Origin of the sequence: Xanthomarina gelatinilytica (genome assembly GCF_000348685.1) — a bacterium.
In the GTDB taxonomy this organism is placed as follows: domain Bacteria; phylum Bacteroidota; class Bacteroidia; order Flavobacteriales; family Flavobacteriaceae; genus Xanthomarina; species Xanthomarina gelatinilytica.
In genome coordinates this window covers 35,623-57,123 of sequence record NZ_ANLA01000008.1, presented here as the reverse complement: position 1 = coordinate 57,123, position 21,501 = coordinate 35,623, and the positions used below count along the sequence as shown (strand labels likewise).

General features: G+C 33.9%; 17 protein-coding genes. 3 read left to right on the top strand and 14 right to left on the bottom strand.

Features of this window, described 5'->3' with window-relative positions; genetic code table 11:
* Window positions 1-17 precede the first annotated feature (17 nt).
* Window positions 18-602, bottom strand: coding sequence for an ankyrin repeat domain-containing protein (locus D778_RS06240; protein ID WP_040491676.1), 585 nt, complete (start codon window positions 600-602; stop codon window positions 18-20).
* 227 nt (window positions 603-829) lie between these two features.
* Here D778_RS06240 and D778_RS06235 point away from each other — a divergent pair, with 227 nt between their 5' ends.
* Window positions 830-2,911: a helix-turn-helix domain-containing protein gene (locus tag D778_RS06235; RefSeq protein WP_007648797.1), complete on the top strand. Its 2,082-nt coding sequence runs from the start codon at window positions 830-832 to the stop codon at window positions 2,909-2,911.
* Window positions 2,912-3,239: 328 nt separating this feature from the next.
* Here D778_RS06235 and D778_RS14360 read toward each other — a convergent pair whose 3' ends face one another.
* The 7 genes from D778_RS14360 to D778_RS06195 all read right to left on the bottom strand — a co-directional run bounded on the left by D778_RS14360 (window position 3,240) and on the right by D778_RS06195 (window position 13,145).
* Window positions 3,240-5,195, bottom strand: coding sequence for a serine hydrolase domain-containing protein (locus D778_RS14360; RefSeq protein ID WP_007648796.1), 1,956 nt, complete (start codon window positions 5,193-5,195; stop codon window positions 3,240-3,242).
* Between the two features lie 255 nt (window positions 5,196-5,450).
* On the bottom strand, window positions 5,451-7,235 hold the full coding sequence (locus D778_RS06220) for a helix-turn-helix domain-containing protein (protein ID WP_007648794.1): 1,785 nt from the start codon (window positions 7,233-7,235) through the stop codon (window positions 5,451-5,453).
* A 100-nt stretch (window positions 7,236-7,335) separates the two neighbouring features.
* Window positions 7,336-8,586, bottom strand: a complete 1,251-nt coding sequence (locus D778_RS06215; protein ID WP_007648792.1) for a S41 family peptidase — start codon at window positions 8,584-8,586, stop codon at window positions 7,336-7,338.
* A gap of 11 nt (window positions 8,587-8,597) precedes the next feature.
* Window positions 8,598-9,737 carry a serine hydrolase domain-containing protein gene (locus D778_RS06210; RefSeq protein WP_040491674.1) on the bottom strand — a complete coding sequence of 380 codons (1,140 nt, stop codon included), beginning with the start codon at window positions 9,735-9,737 and terminating at the stop codon, window positions 8,598-8,600.
* Window positions 9,738-9,741: 4 nt separating this feature from the next.
* Complete coding sequence (locus D778_RS06205; protein WP_007648789.1) at window positions 9,742-10,617, bottom strand: alpha/beta fold hydrolase; 876 nt, start codon at window positions 10,615-10,617, stop codon at window positions 9,742-9,744.
* A gap of 13 nt (window positions 10,618-10,630) precedes the next feature.
* The gene (locus D778_RS06200) at window positions 10,631-11,236 is read right to left on the bottom strand and encodes a hypothetical protein (protein WP_007648787.1); all 606 of its coding nucleotides are present in this window, start codon (window positions 11,234-11,236) and stop codon (window positions 10,631-10,633) included.
* Window positions 11,237-11,369: 133 nt separating this feature from the next.
* Window positions 11,370-13,145 carry a helix-turn-helix domain-containing protein gene (locus D778_RS06195; protein WP_007648785.1) on the bottom strand — a complete coding sequence of 592 codons (1,776 nt, stop codon included), beginning with the start codon at window positions 13,143-13,145 and terminating at the stop codon, window positions 11,370-11,372.
* Between the two features lie 373 nt (window positions 13,146-13,518).
* Between D778_RS06195 and D778_RS06190 the strand changes: the two genes are divergently transcribed.
* Complete coding sequence (locus D778_RS06190; RefSeq protein ID WP_007648783.1) at window positions 13,519-14,688, top strand: alpha/beta hydrolase-fold protein; 1,170 nt, start codon at window positions 13,519-13,521, stop codon at window positions 14,686-14,688.
* Between the two features lie 371 nt (window positions 14,689-15,059).
* Entirely contained in the window at window positions 15,060-16,205 is a 1,146-nt protein-coding gene (locus tag D778_RS06185; RefSeq protein WP_007648776.1) for a saccharopine dehydrogenase family protein, read from the top strand.
* A 180-nt stretch (window positions 16,206-16,385) separates the two neighbouring features.
* Here the strand turns inward: D778_RS06185 and D778_RS06180 are convergent, their stop codons facing one another.
* The 6 genes from D778_RS06180 to D778_RS06155 form a co-directional block, all read right to left on the bottom strand.
* A complete protein-coding gene (locus D778_RS06180) occupies window positions 16,386-17,858 on the bottom strand; it encodes a T9SS type A sorting domain-containing protein (RefSeq protein WP_007648775.1) in 1,473 nt (490 codons plus the stop codon).
* A 291-nt stretch (window positions 17,859-18,149) separates the two neighbouring features.
* Complete coding sequence (gene tnpA, locus D778_RS06175; protein ID WP_007648774.1) at window positions 18,150-18,608, bottom strand: IS200/IS605 family transposase; 459 nt, start codon at window positions 18,606-18,608, stop codon at window positions 18,150-18,152.
* Window positions 18,609-18,928: 320 nt separating this feature from the next.
* A complete protein-coding gene (locus D778_RS06170; RefSeq protein ID WP_040491680.1) occupies window positions 18,929-19,648 on the bottom strand; it encodes a hypothetical protein in 720 nt (239 codons plus the stop codon).
* 121 nt (window positions 19,649-19,769) lie between these two features.
* Window positions 19,770-20,063: a DUF6804 family protein gene (locus D778_RS14770; protein WP_040491671.1), complete on the bottom strand. Its 294-nt coding sequence runs from the start codon at window positions 20,061-20,063 to the stop codon at window positions 19,770-19,772.
* A 68-nt stretch (window positions 20,064-20,131) separates the two neighbouring features.
* Complete coding sequence (locus D778_RS06160) at window positions 20,132-20,389, bottom strand: hypothetical protein (RefSeq protein WP_007648771.1); 258 nt, start codon at window positions 20,387-20,389, stop codon at window positions 20,132-20,134.
* A 174-nt stretch (window positions 20,390-20,563) separates the two neighbouring features.
* Entirely contained in the window at window positions 20,564-21,499 is a 936-nt protein-coding gene (locus D778_RS06155; protein WP_007648770.1) for an endonuclease/exonuclease/phosphatase family protein, read from the bottom strand.
* Window positions 21,500-21,501 lie beyond the last annotated feature (2 nt).

The window sequence follows — 21,501 nt, the reverse complement described above, 5'->3', positions numbered from 1 at the left end:
TTTCGTTTATTTTTAAATTACTGTAGCATCATTGCAACAACAGGACGTGATTTTTGCAATTCATTAAGGTCTAATGTAAAACCCATTGGTTGTAACTGCTGAATTAGCATTTCATAGATTGGTTTCATTTGGTCAAAATCTACCATAACGGTTTCCCTTGCTGTGGCGCCATAATTATTACGAATGGTTTTATCAGCTTTTGCATCAATAAGCAATTGTACAATTTCGATACGCCCAAAGAAGGCTGCCGTATGTAAAGCCGTTCCGCCATCATTGTTTTTTACAGATAAATCTGCATTTGCATTTATTAGTACCTTAGCTATTTCAGGTTTATTGAAAGTGGCTGCAGACATTAAAGGTGTAGATCCAGACATGGCCTCTTTTTGATTGATATCAGTCCCAGCTTCAATATGCTGCTTAACCGCTTCCAAATTCCCAGTTAATACAGCACTATGAATGTCCATACTTGGTTTAGCTATTTCGTTTTTTGAAATGGCTGTTGTTTCCTTGCTTTCACTTTTTTCTAAACAAGAGGTTAGTGAAATTGCCATTACACCTATAATAGCCAAACATCTTACTTGAATTTTCATTACGTTTTTCATAATTTTAGATTTTAAGAATTGTTGTTTTAATTTGATGACACAAAGATGCGATGAACGTTGATGCAACAGTAAACAGCTATGAATCAAGAGTTATGAAGTTTAACGCAGGACTATAAATTATGCGGCAAGGCTATAAATTATGACGTATTTTATCGTATTGTCACAAAATACCTACAGATAAAGGCCGTTGTTAAATTTTACTTATATTCGTTTCAGTTAATAAAAAAATGACTTCAAATTATTCTTCAAATTCATTTTTGTCAGAAGCTAAATCCATAGTTTTAGATCATATTTCTAATGAGCAATTTGGTGTTTCTGAATTGGCCGATGCCATGCATATGAGCCGTTCTAGTTTGCTTAGAAAAATAAAAAAGCAAACCCATTTATCGGCCAGTCAGTTTATACGGGAAATACGTTTACAGAAAGCAGCAGAGTTACTGCTAGAAACGGAACATACCGCTTCGGAAATTGCATTTGAAGTTGGCTTTAGCAATCCGTCTTATTTTACAAAATGCTATCGCGAATATTATGGCTATCCTCCTGGTGAAACAAAATCCAAAAAAGAAGAAGAACGCATTGCAGAACAAAATAATGAACAAGAAACGACCAAAGCAGTCATAAAAAACAAGAAGGTTAATAAATATATTGTAGCGATCACGGCCATCTCAATCGTAGCTATTATTTACTTTTTTAAGGACCAATTCGCGTCTGTTGAATCTAAAACAGATAAAGAAAAGTCCGTTGCATTTTTACCTTTCAAAAACCTAAGTGAAGACAATTCTAATTTATACTTCATTAATGGCGTTATGGAATCGTCACTTAATAATCTTCAAAAAATTAAAGATTTACGGGTAATCAGTAGGACTTCCACAGAAAAATACAGGGACAACCCTAAAACCGTAACAAAAATTGCCGAGGAATTACAAGTCAATTATTTGATTGAAGGAAGTGGACAAAAAATAGGAAATGAAGTCCTTTTAAATATTCAATTGATAGACGTCCATAAGGACAGCCCTATTTGGTCTGAACAGTACAAATACCAACTCGATAATGTGTTTGAGCTTCAAAATACCATTGCAAAGAAGATCGCCTACGCCATAGAAGCGAATGTAACACCAAGGGAATTGGCGCTTATTGAAAAAAAACCTACAGAAAATATCTTGGCATACGATTTTTATCTAAAAGGTTTAGAACATCAAAACGAACAAAATGAAGCCGGATTACATAAGGCCATCTTGAATTTTGAAAAAGCTATAGAACAAGATTCAAAATATGCGTATGCTTATGCCCAAATTGCCATTTGTTACTACTATTTAGATTCAAATAAAATCGAAAAGAAATATCTAGACAGGTTAAATGAGTATGCCGACAATGCCTTGTTGTATGATTCCACTTCTGAATTACCCCTTATTGCCAAAGCCCTATATTATATAAATATTAACGATTTTAAGTTAGCCATACCATACTTGGAAAAAGCGCTGGATTACAATCCAAATGCTTCCTCAGCTGTATTGATTTTATCTGATTTATATGCTCGGGTGGTTCCGAATACAAGTAAATATCTCACATATGCATTAAAAGGCATTAAATTGAATATTGAAGCTAATGATTCTGTGTCCAAAAGCTATATCTATTTGCACTTGAGCAATGCTTTAGTCCAAAACGGTTTTGCTAAAGAAGCTTCAAAATACATTGAAGCATCTTTAAATTACAATCCTACTAATCCTTACGCGCCTTATTTAAAAAACTTTATAGATTATGCCAATAATAAGGATTTAAAAGCCTTAACACATAAAATGTTGGTAGAGTGGAAAAAAGATACCACTCGTGTCGATATAACCCAAGAGTTGGCTAAGATGTATTATTTTCAAGAAGATTATGATACGGCGTTATTATATTACGAAAAATATATGGACATATTGGCTACCAACAAAATAGACCTGTATCCAGCAGAGCATATAAAAATTGCTTATACGTATAAAAAATTGGGTTTTTCTAAGAAAGCTGAACATTACTTAGAAAAATATAAAGACTACTTAAAAAAAGATGAGTCAATATACAAAGAGGCTAGTTTAGCTATGCTTTATCTTTATGAAAATACGCCAGAAAAAGCTATAGAAGCTTATAAAAAATTTGGTTTACAGGATGGTTTCCAATATTGGGTAATTTTATTTATAAAGAAAGATCCGCTAATGAAGCAATTGCTAAACCATCCAGAATACGAGGAAACTATTAAGAAAATAGAAACACAATTTTGGGAAAACCATAAAAAACTTAAAGGAACTTTAGAAAAGGAAAAATTACTCTAGGTTATTAATTTTTTCATCAAATACAATGGTTTAAACTCATTCAATAAAGTTCTAGCTCTTTTTCTTAATACCACACTTCTAAACCACATCATTAACTAATACAAAACATACTAAAATTGGAAATTAGAAGTAATTTTAATCGTCAATCTGCACTTGAATTAATGGACTATTGTCATAGCAAATAAATGTTTTTACATTAACATGAAAACTTCCAGCAGATGATTCTGTGAACTGCTTAATTATGCCGGTTTTTCACTATCATAAAATACATCTTTAAAATTACTTGACTAATACTGTTTGAGTTTTTAATATAAACTTTAAGCTTATATTACAGTTTAATTGCGGTGTCACCGTAAAGTCGGAAAGATTGATAATCGTTTGTGGCTGTAAAAGAAACCTCAACTCCATTATTAGAATTGATAAAACTCAATTCTTCACCTTTAATTGGAATGAGTTCATAAGCATCACCATTTGGAAAGTGCAAGGAAATTTGGTTTGTTTCATCATTAAAACTTATAGAAAGCTCTACCTGATTACTCCATTTGTATGTGCCTGTAAGTTGTTTTAATAATTCTGAATCTAATTGATTGCGTTTAACCGATACACGTTTAAAATGATTCCAATGGTATAATTGTGAAGCTGATAACAGCAATTCATTGCCAAGAGCTCCTCCATTATCTGAATTAATTAAATAGACCAATCCTTTTCCGGTGTTAAGGTCTATGGTCATACCTGTACGATATCCAGCATTACCACCATAGTGTGTAATTGCAAAACCTGTGTCTGATTTATCCACGATTAATCCATAAATATGTCCACCACGTTCATGATTGAGTATCGATTGAATTTCAGACTTTGAAAAAATGGAACTTTGACCTTGATAACCTCTATAGATTTCAATTAAAAAGTAGGCCATATCAACAGCGTTGCTCCAAAGTCCAGCTGCAGCCTGTTCAGGATGATTTCTCCAACCTCCATCGATAATAACTCCTTTTGACGTATATCCTTTTGCAACTTTGCTTGAGTCTAATGGTTGCAATGGTTGTGTGAATTCAGAATTCTTCATACCAATAGGTTGAAGTATCCATTTGCTCATAATATTTGAAAAATCGTCATTAAAAATATCTTGAAGTGCTACCTCAGCTAAGGTGTATCCACCACCAGAATACGCTAACATTTCATTTGGTGCTGTGATGACTTCTATCGCTGGTGAATTTACGCCTTCACTGCCTTTTAAAATAGCAACATCAGTTGGTATTACAAGATCTTTAGCATAGCCTTGATATCCTCCGGAAGTAATACCGGAAGTATGTGCAAAAATATTACGAAAGGTTACTGGATTATCGGCAGTTTGTTTGCCCTGTGGCAATTGGTAACTTTCTAAGTATATATCTATATGCTCATCCAAGTCTATTTCTCCAGCAGTATGCATACGTAAGGCAGCAAAAAAAGTTACGGGTTTAGATAAAGATGCTGCTTGAAAAATACTAGAATAGTTTAAGTTTTGCGCTGAAAAACTTGGATTTTGATAGATATCCGCCCATTCTATTTTACCATCATTGATGACTGCAAGCGATAAGGCAGGTATTTTATAGTCGACCATTTTATTTGCTATAGTGCTAAAGTCCTCAGGCTCTTCCAAAAATTTCACGTTTCCAATAATTTGATTCTCTAATTGGACTTTATTTTTTGATGGCTTATCAGAATACTCTATTAGCTCTTCGTTATAAATATAATTATCTTGATTTTGCGTTAGCTTAATGAAATTTTTAACTTCAGGTGCATACAACCAAACCTCATCTACAACCGCATTATAGCCTCTAGAATTTGTGATGTTACCATTATAGTGAATGGTGTATGCCATAAAAGTTCCAGCTTCAACCGTTTCTTCTTTATAAGATAGCACTTCAGCGTTCATTTGCTGTTTCCCTGTGGTACCATCCTGACTTGTCCAGTTTTCTTCATAAATCCATTTTTTACCTACTTTAAGTGGCCAAGCGTACTTTGGCGTGTTACTTGTTTCGGGTTTTACAATGTTTGAGACAGGAATCGTATCCTTTCCAATAGTTATTCGTAGTTCACCATTAACATCTATTATTTCTCGAGCATCTGTCCCTTCAGATCTTACTTCCCCTTGGGTAGTTACGCCTTTATACTTCCAAACCCATGTTTCTCCTACTTTATAGTCCGATAAGGTTGGTTGTATGGCTACATCAGAATTTATCTGACCTTTACATGCGCTAAACATAAGTAACGCAAAACATAATTGGATACATTTTTTCATGGTTTTAAATTTTTGTAATTACAGTGTTAATTTGATGATACAAAGATGGGTTTAACTTTAAAGTAACAGTAAACAGCTATGAAGCAAGAGATATAAAGTTTAACGCAGTATTATAAATTATGACGCAAATCATTTAATTATGACTCCATTTTAATATGAACAAAGAATATATCAACCAATCTAAAACTATAAAGATTTGATGAAGTAAAATTAAATGTAAATTGCAAAGAAAAAGTTCTAATTATAAAATCAAAACTAACTATTACTTTTCAGGTAAGCATTGGGTGTTATCCCTTCTATTTTTTTGAAGAAGGTGTTAAACACTGTTTTAGAGTTAAAACCGCTATCGTAAGCTACAGCCATTATTGTTAAACCTTTATTTTCTTTTTGAAGAACGCGTTCTTTAAATTCATTCACTCTAAATGTATTCACATATTCAGAGAAGTTTTTTTGAAATCCTAGGTTTAATAATTGAGAGACGTAATTGGCAGGAAGTTCCAAGTAAGACGCCAAATCTTTTAAGGATAGATCTGGATTTAAGTACAGTTTATAGTCTATCATAATTTGTTCTAGTTCTTTACTGTACTTTTTAATTTCATTAGTATCCAATAATGCTTGTTTATACTTTTTCTTCTGCTTGTAATTGACATTATCTGGAATGGCTTTTAGCATAATGCTTTTAAAGCGTTTGTTGTTTTTTATAGGCTTTATTATTGGTTCTGTATTTAACAATAAAATTAAAGGCAGATGGTTTTCAAAAGCTTGTTCCACTAAATCTATAGCTTTATCATAATTACCTAATAATACATTTACTAAAATCAAGAAGTTAAAAGCCTTATCAATGTTTTTAGATTCCAAATAGGTTTCAAGCTCAATGACCTTTTCTTCACATTTTTTATAATCATTCATTTTAGCATAACATAATGCCAAACCACCCAATTGGGTTAGATCAGTAACTGGAATACCTTTTAAATTATTATAATAAGTAACGGCTTCCTCCTGTTTGCCTGTAAACAATAAACATTCTCCAATATATAAAGGTGGAAAAACCAAATCAGTATTTAACTCTAAAGCTTTTTGTAAGTACGGCAATGCGTCGTTGTACTTTTCTTGAAGGTATAGTAAGAACCCTTTATAATGATGATTCATTGCAGAAAAAGGATCCAATTGCAAAGCTTTGTCTAAAAAGTTGTGTGCTGAGTCTAATTTACCTTCAACTGTTAAGTAGTTAGAAATGGTTAGATAAATATCATCTGAGGGTTGAATTTCCAAAGCTTTGTTGGCATGTTCGTAAGCCTTTTCCAAATTCCAGTTATGCCAACACTCAATCCAAGATAAATTTAATTGTACTCTAGATGAATTTGGATTCAATTCAATAGCTTTTTGAAAAAAGGGCTGTGCATTTTGAAAAGCTTCATCAGCTGGCAACAAACCTAAAGTGCCCATATAGGTATAACTCAAGTTTATGTCTAAATATGGTTGAATAAAATTTGGCTCCTTTTTTATAACATCTTTTAGAATATTGATCCCTTTAATAGAGTTTTTAACATCTAACTTCATGATATAATATCTCCCTTTAAGGTACTCTCTATAAATAGCTACAGGCACATTAATAGGTTCAACCAACTTATCCTCTATTTCGAGGTGGCCTATATGTTCACGTAACTTTTCAGCAATAAAAAGACTAACTTCGTCTTGTATCTGAAAAACATTATCAGGATTTCTGTCAAAAGTTTCTGACCAGAAATGAAGGTCATTACCCGTATCTATCATTTGCACTGTAATGCGAATTTTGTTTTTTGATGCTCTCACGCTACCTTCAATAAAAGTAGCAACATTTAATCTCTCTCTTATCTCTTTAGCTGTTACTGTTTTGTTTTTAAAATAAAATGAAGAGGTACGGGAAGTAACTGAAAGGTCTTTTATTTTAGCTAAAGCGTTAATGATTTCTTCTGTTAATCCATCGCAGAAATATTCGTTTTCAATATTATTACTCATATTGACAAAAGGAAGTACTGCTATGGATTTTTTATCGATCAAACTCTTATTTTGTTAATCACAAATGTAAAAAATAAAGTTTGTTATAATCTTTAAGCGGTAAAAACTAATCTTGCATCGGGAGTTTTCATCTGTATCTGATTTAATGTTTTATATCTTTAATGACCCATTGAAGCATGTTATCGTTTCCTTGTGAGAAATTTTTCCAATTATAGTTTAAAAACTCATCTGGTTGAATACCTTGTGTTACTGTTTCAGATAATTCAAACCTTCTTTTGGAATAGGTAATGACCAATTTTGAATTGGGTAACTCAAACTGGTCCATATCTTGATAGCCTGTTGGATTGGAACCAGTTGGCTGTCCCACAATTTTAGCATTCAATAATTGTTTAAAAAGTGCCGAATTACTTGTGGCTGCCGAAAATGTAACTGCATCAGTCATAACATACACACCTTGCTTCCAGTCTATAGTATCAGCCAAATTAAGCGCATAGGCTAAAACTACGCCTACATACAAATCGCCTCCTCCATTATTACGCATATCTATTACCACCTGTTTAATTTCATTTTCAGTAATATAACCTACCAATTCTTCTCCAAAAACCTGCATGTCTTCAAAAGTTGGATAACTATTAAATTGTATATAAACAGCTTTTGTGCTTTTTATTGGCGCATACCATAAATAATCGAACATAGGGCTGTTTGGTTTTGTTATTTCGGGAACACTAATGGATAAAGCAACAAAATTTGCTGTCTTTTCTGCTGCAACTTTATCTAATGCTTCAAGCGTTACTGTAATTTTTTTATTATCTAAGTCTATAAATGTAAATTCAGCTGAGTTTGTATTTTTAGTTATTTGTAAGGCCTGCAATAATTCGCTTATGGTTAAATAACTTCCTGTTCTAACAACTTGCGAATGTTTATTTTCAACAAATTGTGCCACTTCTGAAACTTTTGCTGCTACCTCATCAATAGGAACACCATCAATAGCTACCAACGACGCCTTTAATAAATTTTTATGCTCATGACTTATTTTTACGACTCGCCATTCATTTTCTATAAACTTGACTTCAAATGGAAAAGTATGTGTATCTAAATGACGTAATGATACTGCCGTATGACCATCTCCAATGCGTCTGGTGAGTTTCATCAACTCTAAAACAACCTCGAAATCACTTGCCGAATCTGACAGCACTTTTATGCGTGATAATTCTTTATCAAATGTTTGCTTATTTATGGAATGGTATAAGTCGATGTGTCTGCTTTCTAACTGTGATTTATAAATTTCCAAATCCGTAGTCCAATCTATTTTGTTTCCGTTTTGAGTATAACCAAATGAGGCAACTAATAAAGTAAAAAGTAATGCCACCTTGAATTTTAAAATTGTTTTCATACCTGTTGTTTTTATTGTTTTTCAGAAATAAGTGACATAATGTTGCTTAACAAAAGGATGGTCTGTCTTACTTCATCAGTTTGATTTAATGTTCCCGAGACATATGTATCTAAACTAGGACAGTAAAATAAATAAGAACCTGTACTACCTGAATGTCCAATAACTTCAAGTTCAGGCAAACTTGGATGAAGTTCGTTAAATACTATTTTCCTAAGCCCAAAACCATAGTACATACCTTGAGTTTCTGGAGTCCATTGTTGCATGGTTTGTAACGTGTCATTTTTAACCAACTCGCCATGAAATAAAGCATCTTGAAACCTTATTAAATCTTGTGTGGTAGAAACCAAACCTCCTCCAGCCCAATCAGCTGTTAAGCTATTAAAACTAGAGATGTTGTATACACTTGCATAAATCTCAGCCATTTTTGCCGTTTCCTGAATGGGATTTGATCTTAAGTTCATGTACGTATGATTCATGTTTAGTGGTTGAAAAATATACTGTTTAAAAAACTCATGAAGTTTTAAACCACTCACACGCTCAATAATCAACCCTAATAACACATATTCCGTATCAGTATAATGATAACTAGTGCCTGGAGCAAATAAGGGCTTCATATTCTTTTTATAAAATTGAATCAGTTCCAAGGGTGTCCAAATCTTTGTTGGATCATTAAAGAGTTGTTCCATCATATTTGGAGTGCCATTAACAGTTTTATCTTCAAAATAGTCTGACAATCCTGAGGTATGCTGTAACAACTGAGCTATGGTAATCTCATTGGAATAATCTACGCCTTCTAAAACATGTAGTTCCTTTAAAATGTCTTCAGACAAGTAGTTACTTATGGCATCTTCAAACGCCAATTGTTTGTTATCTTTCAACAAGCCTATGGCTGTTGCTGTAAATGTTTTTCCAATGCTTGCCACATAAAAAGGAGTATCAATAGCTACTGAATCTCCTGTGCTAAATACGCCTTCAGCTAGTTTAACATCAATGGCTTTCGCCTTTGAATATACGTGTAAAAATGCATTATTAACCGTCTCTTTCTCCATTTCAGCTTTTAATAGTTGTTTAAATTCATCATTCATAGTTTGTTGACCAAAGCATGAAAATGAAACAAAAAGTGCCAAACTAAAAGGTATTATCTTTTTCATATGGTTATTTTTTGGATGTTATTAGTGTTTCTAAAATCAATTCTTTTATTCTGTCGTAATCGTCTTTACTGGGAAAATGTTTAGAGTTTTCCAGCAAAATAGTTTTTTTTAATGATGGAAAAAGTTTTTGGGCACGATTCAAAAGCTTTTCACCTGGAAATAAATAATCATCTTTTGCTGCAATAATGTTTAATGGTATGGTTATTATTTGAGCTTCTTGTGTTGTCATTAAGGGTATTGATAACCTTTTTGTTCGATAAGTTAAAAAAAGTTTTGATAAAAACTTTAAAGTAAAAGCATCTTCATTGGTGTATGTGTTTTTCATGAATTGCTTAAGACAGATTGTTTTTTTTTGAATTTTAAACGATGTAAATGGCAAATATGCTTTAACAAAAACTTCAAACCGATTACCGTTTACAATGCCAGCAGGATGAATTAAAAAAGCTTGAAATATTCTATTTTGATTATAGATTAATGATTTTAGACCAATAAAACCACCTAGTGATATTCCCACAAAATAAGCCTTATATATTTGAAGTCGCGATAAAATCTCATACATCCATTTTCCATAATCATCCGTTTTTGGGTTAAGTATGACTTCTTCACTCAAATTGGGCTGTCCTAAGATATCAATAGCGTAAATTCTAAACTTTTCCTCAAGTTCTTTTAACTTTTCAATTGCAATTGGTGCACAGCTATTCTCGCCATGCACCAAGACTAATGGTGGATTGTTAGCATTTCCAGTTATTATAATATTTGCGTCACCAAAACTTGTTTCAACAGTTAAGAATTCGAAGTCTAGATTTAAACTCTGAAGCTTTTTATAGTATAAATCTATAATTGCTTTTTTAGATTCTTGATTGATAAAAAAAGATTGCATGAGTACCTGTTTATTACAACCAACTAAATCCTAATCCTACGTTAAATAAAGCGGCATCTCTATGCGCATCACCTTCCAGAAACGCTCTCCCTAGAACTATTTTTGATTGTATATTTAATGCAAAGTTCTTCTTCTTGTAAAATTCATAACCTGAGCTTGCCATAACTGCACACCCAAAATTCCAATCATCATTTTCATCATTAATATCGTATAAAGCAGGACCATCTATGGCTAAACCAATACCTCCATGAATCCACCAACGGTCTTTAACCCAATACTGTACAGATGGAATAAAACTACCAAAGTGCCTGTCGTTGTCTTGAAATTCATAGATGTTTCCTGGCATGGAAGCTGTTATAGCCAACTTATCATTCAGCATAAAACCAAATTTCAATTCAGGAAAGCTAAAAGCTCCTTGTGATGTATCAAAGGTTTGAATGCCTTCACTATCTTCTATACTTATAACGCCTCCTCCAAGACCAATCTCAAAGATAAAACCGTTGCGTTGAAATGTGGTTTCGTTAGTGGAATCGTTCTGTGCAAATGACATTGCAGACATTAATAAAAAAGCAACACCAGCTGCCATTTTTAACTTCATTTGTTTTTTGATTGTTTTCATAATTGTTCGTTTTTTGATTATGTTTTATTTGATGTGACAAAATTGAGATATATCTTGAAGCGAATCGTTCTGAATTATAAATTAGAACGTTCGGAATTTATTGGAAATAAAAATGAGGTTTGTTTAAAGAGCTTTAAATAGAATGTAGCTGAACCCATTTACTTGGAGTAACACCTTCACTTTTTTTAAAAAAGGTATTAAAAACACTTTTGGAATTAAAACCACTATCATATGCCAAACCTAAAATGGTGATGTGCTTAAGCTCAGGTTTTAACGCAATGGATTTAAAGTGCTTAAGTCGGTATTGGTTTATAAACTCATTAAAGTTCACTCCCATAACTTCGTTTATTAAATAGGATAATTTATTGGGATGAATTTCTAAAGCATCTGCTACAAACTTTAAATTTAATTGGGAATCTAAATAAGGGGTTTCGTCTTCAATATAATCTACCAACTTCTTTTTAAGTGCAATCTGTTCTGTGGGATCAATAATTAATTTATTGTTAGCCTTCTCTACATTAAGCTCAGATACATCATCAATTGAGAAGTTGGATGTATGCAAGTTTACAAAATCTTCAAATTGCTTTAATGGTTCTAGTAGAGGATCTTGTCTATAATTAATAATTTGTCCACGACGTTGTTCTATGTACTTTTTTAACAAGTTAAAGGCTTCTGCTTTATGAGCTGTATTCGCAAGAATAAATAATTCATAAGGGGCTAATTGAGACCTTTCCTTATCTACGTCTTTCCAAGATTCTATTAAAGTTTCTGATAAGGATTGATTATTTTCATTAATAACTTGAAACAAAATAGTCTGTAATTGATATAACGGATTGTTTTTGGTTGCATTTTCAAATTCTTCTTTTTTATTCAACCATAAAAGACACAAAGCCTGTAAATGTTTTGCAAGTTCCAAATCTGGCCGTATTCTCAAAGCTCTATTAACATGTGTTAAAGCCGTTTTAAAATCTTTTTGATAATAGTGAATATGAGCTAAAGTATAATGGTTATTAGCTGATAAAGGATCCACATCCAGCAGTTTTCGCGCATAGTTTTCTGCCTGATCAAATAATCCATGAGCTATAAATAATTCTGCCATGGCTTCCAAACCATCAATATGATTAGGGTTTATAGCTAATACCTGTTCTATATAACCGTAAGCAGATTTAAAATCCCATTCACCCCAAAAGGTTTTGCCTACAAAAGAAAGTGGGTATTCTGGCAATTGAGTATCTAACTCTTTAGCTATTAGAAAGTTTCTCTCTGCATTTTCTATTCCTTCTTGATATGGCATATAGCCCCAAGCTGCCAACAAACCAAAGCATTGTAAATTGGCATAGTAGGCTTTGGCATAGTTTTTATCTTTTTCAATGGCTTTATTATAATAATTTATGGCTTCTCGGAGCGCATCAGGAGTCCATTGCAATTGATAATAACGTCCTTTTAAAAACAATTCGTAGGCTTCAATACTGCTTGTTACTTCTGTTACTAAATGGTCCTGAATATCAAAATGCCCAAAGTTATTCCGGACTTCATTAGCAATTAGAAGGCTTATTTCGTCTTGAAGTTTGAAAATATCGTCTAATTCTCTATCAAAATTTTTAGACCAATAGTGGGTACCATCACTGGCATCTATTAATTGAGCTGTAATACGCACTCTATTCATTGCTTTTCTAACACTGCCTTCTAGAATTGTTGCAACGTTTAACTGCTTCCCTACTTTCCTAATATCAACCTGTTTTCCTTTAAATGCAAATGAAGATGTTCTTGCAATGACCTTTAATTCTTTAATATTGGTTAATGCATTAATAATTTCTTCAGTAATACCATCACTAAAATATTCATTATTAACATCGTTACTCATATTAACAAATGGAAGTACTGCTATGGATTTTGATGATTTTTGCACTTAGACAACTAAAAGGCTTTAAAAATGGATGTTGAAACAAGGACAGTAAAATTATAAAAAATGAAATTAATAATTTTCAGAAAGTTCTAGAACTTGATTTTTTATTAACGCTTAAACCATAGGCAACCTGATAATATGTTATAAATTCTGAATTTTATGTTTAAACACCATACTTCCCTTCTTGAATTAAAATGAGCATGACCAGCTAGCTGTTTTTATATAAATCCATTATATTAGTCGGGTATATGTAATAAGAAAACCAAAACAAACACCAACTTGGTAAAACATTCAAAAAATATACCTAAATAATAAGTTATAAATAACCTAAAATAGCCTTAGTTCAGGGCAAGACATATTGAGCAAAAACAACAGAATGAACAAAAATATCATTGCAGTACTACTTATTTTATTAGGGATCAACCTAATAAAATCACAAGATGTTGAACAAATACTAATCGGCACCAAACATTCGCTTTGGTCTAATATCTTAAATGAAAATAGGGAGTATTGGGTAAGCCTTCCTGATTCTTACAAGGATCAAAAATCATCCTACAAAACATACCCAATACTGATAGTGCTTGACGGAGATTCACATTTTAAGTCCATAGCTGGAATGGTAAACTACATGAGTTCCGATGCATATAGAAGCTGGAAAATTCCAGAGCTGATTGTAGTTGCCATTCAAAATGTAGATAGAAGAAGGGACTACACTCCAGACAAAATCATCACAGTTAGAGAAAACAATTCAGGTGGTGGAGATCGTTTTCTTGGCTTTTTGGAAAATGAACTTTTACCCGAATTGGACCAAACCTATAGAACTGCTCCCTATCGAATCCTGTTTGGGCATTCTTTGGGAGGCTTACTGGCCACTCATGCTTATATGAAAGAAAAAACAGGTTTCAATTCCTATATCGCGGTCGATCCAAGTTTTGGAACATGGGATTCAGAAACCATGGACAAAAAGTTAGATTCCCTTACAGATCAGTCATTCAAAAGATTCCTGTACCTAGCCACTGCCAATTGGGGTAAAAGGAACATCAGAAATCGGGACCGCCATGTAAGATTGTACGAATCATTGAACAGCAAATGCAAAGGCGAATTACCGGCAAAACTGGAATACTTTCCTAATGAAAGCCATAGCTCAGTGCCAATCATTGCTTTTCATAACGGAATCTCCACAATTTTTGAAGGCTATGGAATTTCCTATCGTGATGTGGAAGATAAAGAGCAACTAACCCAACATTTCCAAACACTTTCCAAAAGACTCTCCTGGCATGTCCCTCCTCCAGAACATCTTGTAAACCAATTAGGCTATAGAACGCTACAAAGTGAAAATGATAAAGACAAATCCAAGGCATTGGAATTCTTCATCATGAATGTGGAAAATTATCCCAAGTCACCAAACTCCTATGATAGTTTGGGGGAAGCTTATGAAACAGTGGGAAATACCGATAAAGCAATTGACAACTATATAAAATCCTTGGAACTGGATCCAAACAATGAGCGCGCCAAAATAAAAATAAAAGAATTAAGTAAGAGCTAATAAAACACATTGGTAACAGACTGATATATTGCAAATCCAAGTGTTTCTATAACAGCTAACATACCATGCAAACCACTTATATTTGGAAAAAGAAAAGCCCTTAAATCATTCAAAACTTACTTAAAACCTGGTCACAATCAGTAAAAACTTGTTTTGCTGTAGCCAATCTTAAATTGTATAAAACACCCACCTCCACCATAAATAAAATTCTTGTTTGCCCAAGGTTTTCACGTTTTATGGTACTGGTCCAAAGCAATGTTTTTTTATAAAATCCTTAAATCCATTCCACAAACAGCATGCTTTCCTATAGCCCTGTTTTCTTCACCTAAATTTCCTAACTTGGTAACTCTTTTAATGTGTAAAAAGTTACTATGAAAAATCACTATCACTTAATTATTGCCGGTGCAGGTGGCATAGCTGAAGCTGCTGGTCTTATTTTGGCCGAGTGGAGCGCCGTAACACCTACCATTTACATTGGCGACAGGGACTTGGAAAAAGCCCAAAACGTTGCGCAATGGATCATGAACGGGACTACCAAGGCTTGTAAGGTACACGCCTTTTATTTGGATGCCAATTCCATCAGTGATGACATGGGCCGCATTTTTGAAAAAGGCGATGCCCTACTCGATTGCCTGCCTGGCAGTTTGGCCCCAAATATGGCTCGCATGGCCAAAACCTACAAGCTCTGTTATGCCAACCTAACCGAATATGTGGCTGAAACCAACCAAATTATCCTACTGGCCAAAGACGCCCAAACCGGATTCGTACTACAAACGGGATTGGCTCCTGGCTATATAGATGTACTGGCCCATCACATGTTTCAAAACTTCTGCAAAAAACATAAAGTCGAACAAGTGGATACCTTGGAATTAAAAGTGGGCGCCCTTACCAATCATGCCATAGCCCCTCATTATTATGGCTTTACCTGGAGCCCTGTTGGTGTGGCTACGGAATACCTTAAAGACTGTATCGTCATACGGAATTATAACAAAACCTCCTTACCGGCACTCTCCGAGAGAGCCTATATCATCATTAATGGCATTGGTTACGAAGAAGACCTGACTTCGGGTGGCGCAGCAGATTTACCCGATGCCCTCAGTGGAAAGGTAAAACACCTGGATTATAAAACCCTAAGACACCCTGGACATTATACTTGGGTCGGGAAACAATTAAAAACTTTGAAAAACAGCAAAGACCCCATTTCGGGATTGCAAGAAATCATGCAAACAGAAATCCCACATATCGAAGACGATCAAATTGTTCTCTATGCGGCAGTTGCAGGTAAAGACGCAACAGGAAAATTTTATCGACAGGAAATAGCCAAACACATCAAACCCCAAAAAATAGGAAAACATACCCTAAGGGCCATTCAAACCAGTACAGCAACACCCTTGATACAAGCCATTGCATGGCTATTGGATACCAAAACCAAAGGTGTGGTCCTTCAAAGCCAATTGGATGCGACTGCTTTTTTAAAGGGTGACTTTGTAAAACGTGTTTATGGGGAGATCAAATAATTCCTTTAACTTCACATATCTTAATTCATACGGTGGTTTTCGCTCTTGCTCATATCACGAAGTAGCGGTTTTAAAAGTATCCTTCATACTGCCATGCCTAACGTCAGACAGATAATGAAGGAGCGCCATTCCAGAAGGTTAATCCTAAAAAATGGTCATTAAGGTACATGTCTCTATAAATTATTGTATCATCAGCTTTTTTATGGTTTTTGATTGGTTGCCTTGCAATTCCAAAATGTACATCCCAGGAGTTAAATCCATATGTAGTTCATTGGTCCCTGGATGCAATGTCTGTACCATGATTAATTTACCATCAATTCCATAGACATTCATGTATTGATATTGTGTGTTGTTTGCTAAGAAAAATATATCCTTTGTGGGATTTGGATAGATACTTACATCTTGTAATTGAGATGTTTCTACACCTAAAAAACCACAATTCACAGGATCAAAAAACACCAACCCTAAAGTATTGATATCGTTTTGGTGCACAATCACATTTTCAGCATCTGCTAGCGTGTTGGGCAAGTTGGTTTCATCCCAACAATTGTTTAATGCCATGATATCGTTTGGGGTATTGTTATAAAGCGCATAGCTTGTACCTCCGTTTCCGTTGTTGGCAAACACATTCTGTCCCACGTTTCCAGTTCCATCCCCTAAATTTATAGAAGCTTGGCCAATAACGGTGATTCCCCAAAGATTTCCCCGTATTTGATTGCCACTGGCAATAACATCCATTCCTGCGGAAGAGGTATTTAATGAAATACCACTACCTCCCAAATTTGGATTGTTTTGCGTGTCGTTGTTTTCAATTTGATTGTTCCTAATATAAGCAAAAGAGTTATTGCCCAAAATAGTCAATCCATAACGGTTATCGATGATGATATTGTTATCAATTACTGCATTGATCTGTCCTCCAACAAAATTGGAGACAGCAATGCCACCTACCATATCCAAATCACGATCCCCAATTATGGTGTTTTGCACTATTTGCAAAGGGTCAGTCGCTAAAGTGGTCCCTATGTTTATTTGAGGCCGGTTGGAATTGGCCTGGTTATTTCCTTCTATATAATTGTTAAAGATATAAGGTGAGACGGCACTATTGGCACCTGAGCTAATGGCTGGCGTGTCATTAAAGCTAATGGTGTTATTTGTTATTTGGGCCATACCTCTAGAAAGTGCTATAACCCCTCCAGTGGCAGCTCCAGAAACATTGTTTGTCAATAAACAGTTGTTTATGCTAAAGTTTTCCGTAAGCACACGCAAACCTCCTCCATATTGTATGGTGGCATTTTCAATCTGAATGTTTGAAAACTCTTCAAAACGAAACCCTTCATAAGGCAGAGCCGGATCTATAGCTGTAAAGGTTGCCTGGTTGGCACTAACTTGAAATGTACCAAAAACGGTAATGAGAATGTCTGCTCCAATCTCCAAAGTCGCATCGGTGTCTATTAAAAAGGTATCCGTAGCAGAAATGGTCAAATCGTCTGTTAAAGTATAGGTAGAACCACTAACAGAAATAGTTGTCGGACTTGCAGCCACCAGATCGTTCAAGGTAAAGGTACTTCCTGTGTCTGGGGTGGTATAACCTTGTGCTGAAACCATCGCAAAAACACAGATGGTCGCTATAAAATTGAGTAATAATTGTTTCATAAATAATAAAATTTTTAATGTATTGGTAAAATTACATAAAAAAATAGGATAGTTAATCCAGAACACAAATGAATCACAAAACTGGGCTTAAACCGAATGTTTCTCTATGGCTTACTTTCCCATGGCATCAGAGGTGCCTAATATCAATAGCCTCATCATGATACAAAAACAAAAGCTCCAGAGGTCCGTAATGTTATTATTTATCTAAATTGTTCTTTCCCATGGCACCAGAGGTGCCTAATATCAATAGCCTCATCATGGTGCAAAAGCAAAAGCTCCAGAGGTGCGACATCATTCATCTGTAAATAAATATTCATTTTTGAATTCAATTTTATATGCGTTCAAAAATTCTATATATTCTTCTTTAAATGTTTTTTTCTTGTGATGTTCTTCTTGGTTTTTAATATACTTAATTACATTATTTATTCCTGATTGGCTGACCGTAAATGCTCCAAAACCTGTTTGCCATTCAAATGTTCCTTTTATAAATTTTTGCTCATTTATCCATTTAGAAGAATTGGCTTTTATGTCTCTAACCAAATCCGACAAATTACAATTTGGTTTTGTGCCGATTAATATATGAAGATGATTGGGCATTCCATTGATAATCATTAATTTTTGGTTTTTATTTAATACTATACCTGTTATGTATTTATACAATTCGTCTTTCCATTGTTTTGAAATATGGTTTCGTCTGCCTTTTACGGCAAACACAATGTGAAAATATAATTGGGTGTATGTATTTGCCATTTCTAATAATATAGCGCTCCGCTGGAGCTATAATTCGATATTTTATAATTGTCTATTAATATTTTGCACACTGTGACTTTTTATTTTCCATTTTTGTAGCTCCAGAGGAGCATTATGTTAATAACACCGATAGATGCGTTTGTTAAGAGCTCTGTAAGAGCGACATATTTATTTTCCTCCACCTTTATCCGCTCCAACAACACACTAGCAGGTACATAATCCTTATATGTCTTTCATACTACTATTGGCAATTATTAAATTATTTCAAATTTAAATATTATAAACGCCTAAAAAAGTTTGTTGCAAATAAGTTACAGCCTCTATTCCTCAAAAAAGAAATTGTGAATATCAATAATATCGCCACGACCTATTTGCACCAAATCCCTGGTTTCTTTTAAAAAAATACCCAAAGAACGTTCGTTATAAAGCAGTTTCAATCTCTCGGAATAATCAGTTACCACATACATATCCCCTGTAAGTTTAAAAAATGGAATAGCCAATTTACTTCCTGTCTTTACACCCCGATTTACAATTTTACCATCTTTTAAGATTTCTTTTAAATGAGTTTCATTTTTTTCCTCAGATGCAACTTTAACATAGGCAATCATCATACGCATCCATTCAACATCGTCTATCAAAAACCAGCTTACTTTATTAAAGTCAATCCCATAATCGCTTATCCATCCAGGACTGGTAAAACCAAATAACACCTGCTTTTTTCCATTTATTTTAGGTTCCATTTCTGGAACAAATTCTTGGATTTTATAAATTATAACTGTGGTGGCCGACATGTCTTTGGCTTTTTTTCCATCAAAGGACATGGTTTTCAATGCAAAATTTGTCAACTCAGGATGGTTATGTAAAATCCATTCGGTGGCAGTTAATTCTGCTTGTTCTTCCATTTGATCTATGGAAGCAATTATAGCTCCAATTGCCATAGCACCACCTATAGCAGCAATTGCTGCGCCATCGTTTTGACTGGTTACTTGCTTTGGGAAAAGCATGCTTAATAATAGTAGAAGTAGGAAATAATTTTTCATGATGTAATTGGTTTTTGCATCAAACTTAATACATTTTAACAATATCTTCCTTACGGAAATCCATAAACAAAAAACACCCTATTTAAGCGTGCCTGTATTTCCTTTTTAACAAAACCTAATCTTAAAACCACTTGTCATTTATTTTTTTTACAGGCTCGAAAAAAACACTCAAAACCAATCCAATCCCCACCACTACATCCACAAGATTCCATAAAGTCCTGCCTAAGGCAATTTTAATAAAAGGTTGAAATAACAATGCCAAAGCCAAATATATAAAAGCTTCGGTTTTATTGTCCTTTTGATGGGCCTGATAGGCAAAAAAAACGAAAGCAACAAATGAAACAAAACGTACAAATTGATAATACCCATAGGGCATGTCTAATAGGCAGAGAAATAAAAGTATGGCCAGAATGATTTTTAATGCTTACATTTACTTGCTTTAGGTTAATCTCATTCAAACAAAACTACTGGATTTATATTAAATTAACTTACGGTTTCCCTCAACCTATAACTACTTGATATAGTATAGCTATTAGTGTTGATAACACCTTCCGTTGGTATTTGTTGTTTTCCGTTTACACCTATTGCCTGCTTTAGTTCTACCAGTACACTGCGTAGCTGAAGAACTTGAGCTTTTAGAAACACTTGAGGAACTTTGATTGCTAGAAAAATGTAAAGCTTGTCTGTTGCCAGAGGCTGTTCTTGTTGGGGGTTTACATACAGAACAGGGATCGTATCCATATTGAATAGCATCTTTTAAGTCCACCCGATATTTCGATTTGCTTAGATACCTACAAGACTCTTGATGATATTTTTCACCTGTTTTGGTGGTAAACACGTCTTGTGAGAAACTTAAAGAAGTAAGCCCAAAAGCTAAGAGGAATAGTACTATTTTAAAAGGCTTCATAGCATAATCTAATTCATGTTAAACTCCAAAAAAACAGGTAAATGATCGGATATTTTTCTTGCTGCTGCTAAATTTTCACAGGTAGCAATATAATCCAAAACTCCTGAATTGACAAAAGCTATATTTTTAGAATAATAGATATTATCAATGGCATGGTTTAGGTAGTTGTTCTTTAAACATTTCCATTTTAAAGTTGTTTTAGAATCTTTCAAAGCTGGATTAAAACCTTGCTGATAAAGATCACTCCAAACTGAATGACGTTCGTTCAGATTGAAATCCCCTGCTATAATGATATTATTAGAATGGAATCGTTTTGAATAATCTTTAAAGAATTTTATTTCTAACTCTGGATTATCATCATGTTTTCGGGAATGAAAGTTAACGATATAAAAAAACTGATTTGTTTTTTTTAATTTAAACTGGGCTATATAAGGTTCTCTATGAATATGGGTTTCTAATTCTTTATCTAAATAAGCTCTGCCAATAAGGTCTATTTTATGTGTTTTCCACAAAAAGGCATAGCGCTCACTCATGTATACGGAAGGACTCTTGGTAGGATCACTGATTCTGTAGTCCCATTTTGCTCCTTTCCTATTTAACTCATCGACCAATTGAGCTACTTTTTGAGCCCCAGCAGGATGTTTGGCTACTACCTCTTGAATAGCTACGATGTCAAAATCTCTTAAAACATCAGCCATAAAGGCTATTTCTTCATTGTTTTTAGTTTGACCTAAGTCTTGGATGTTCCAGGAGACTAATTTTATTGATTTAGAATCAGAAATTAATGATTTATCACTTTCCTGATTACTTAAAATATAATTTTCTTTAACAATTGAAATATTAGCATCTATTTTTTTAATTGATGCTCGTTTACTATTTGAAGTACATGATATTAATCCAACAAAAATGAAAAGGAAAAAAATATTTGGAAAACTATCTCTCATTA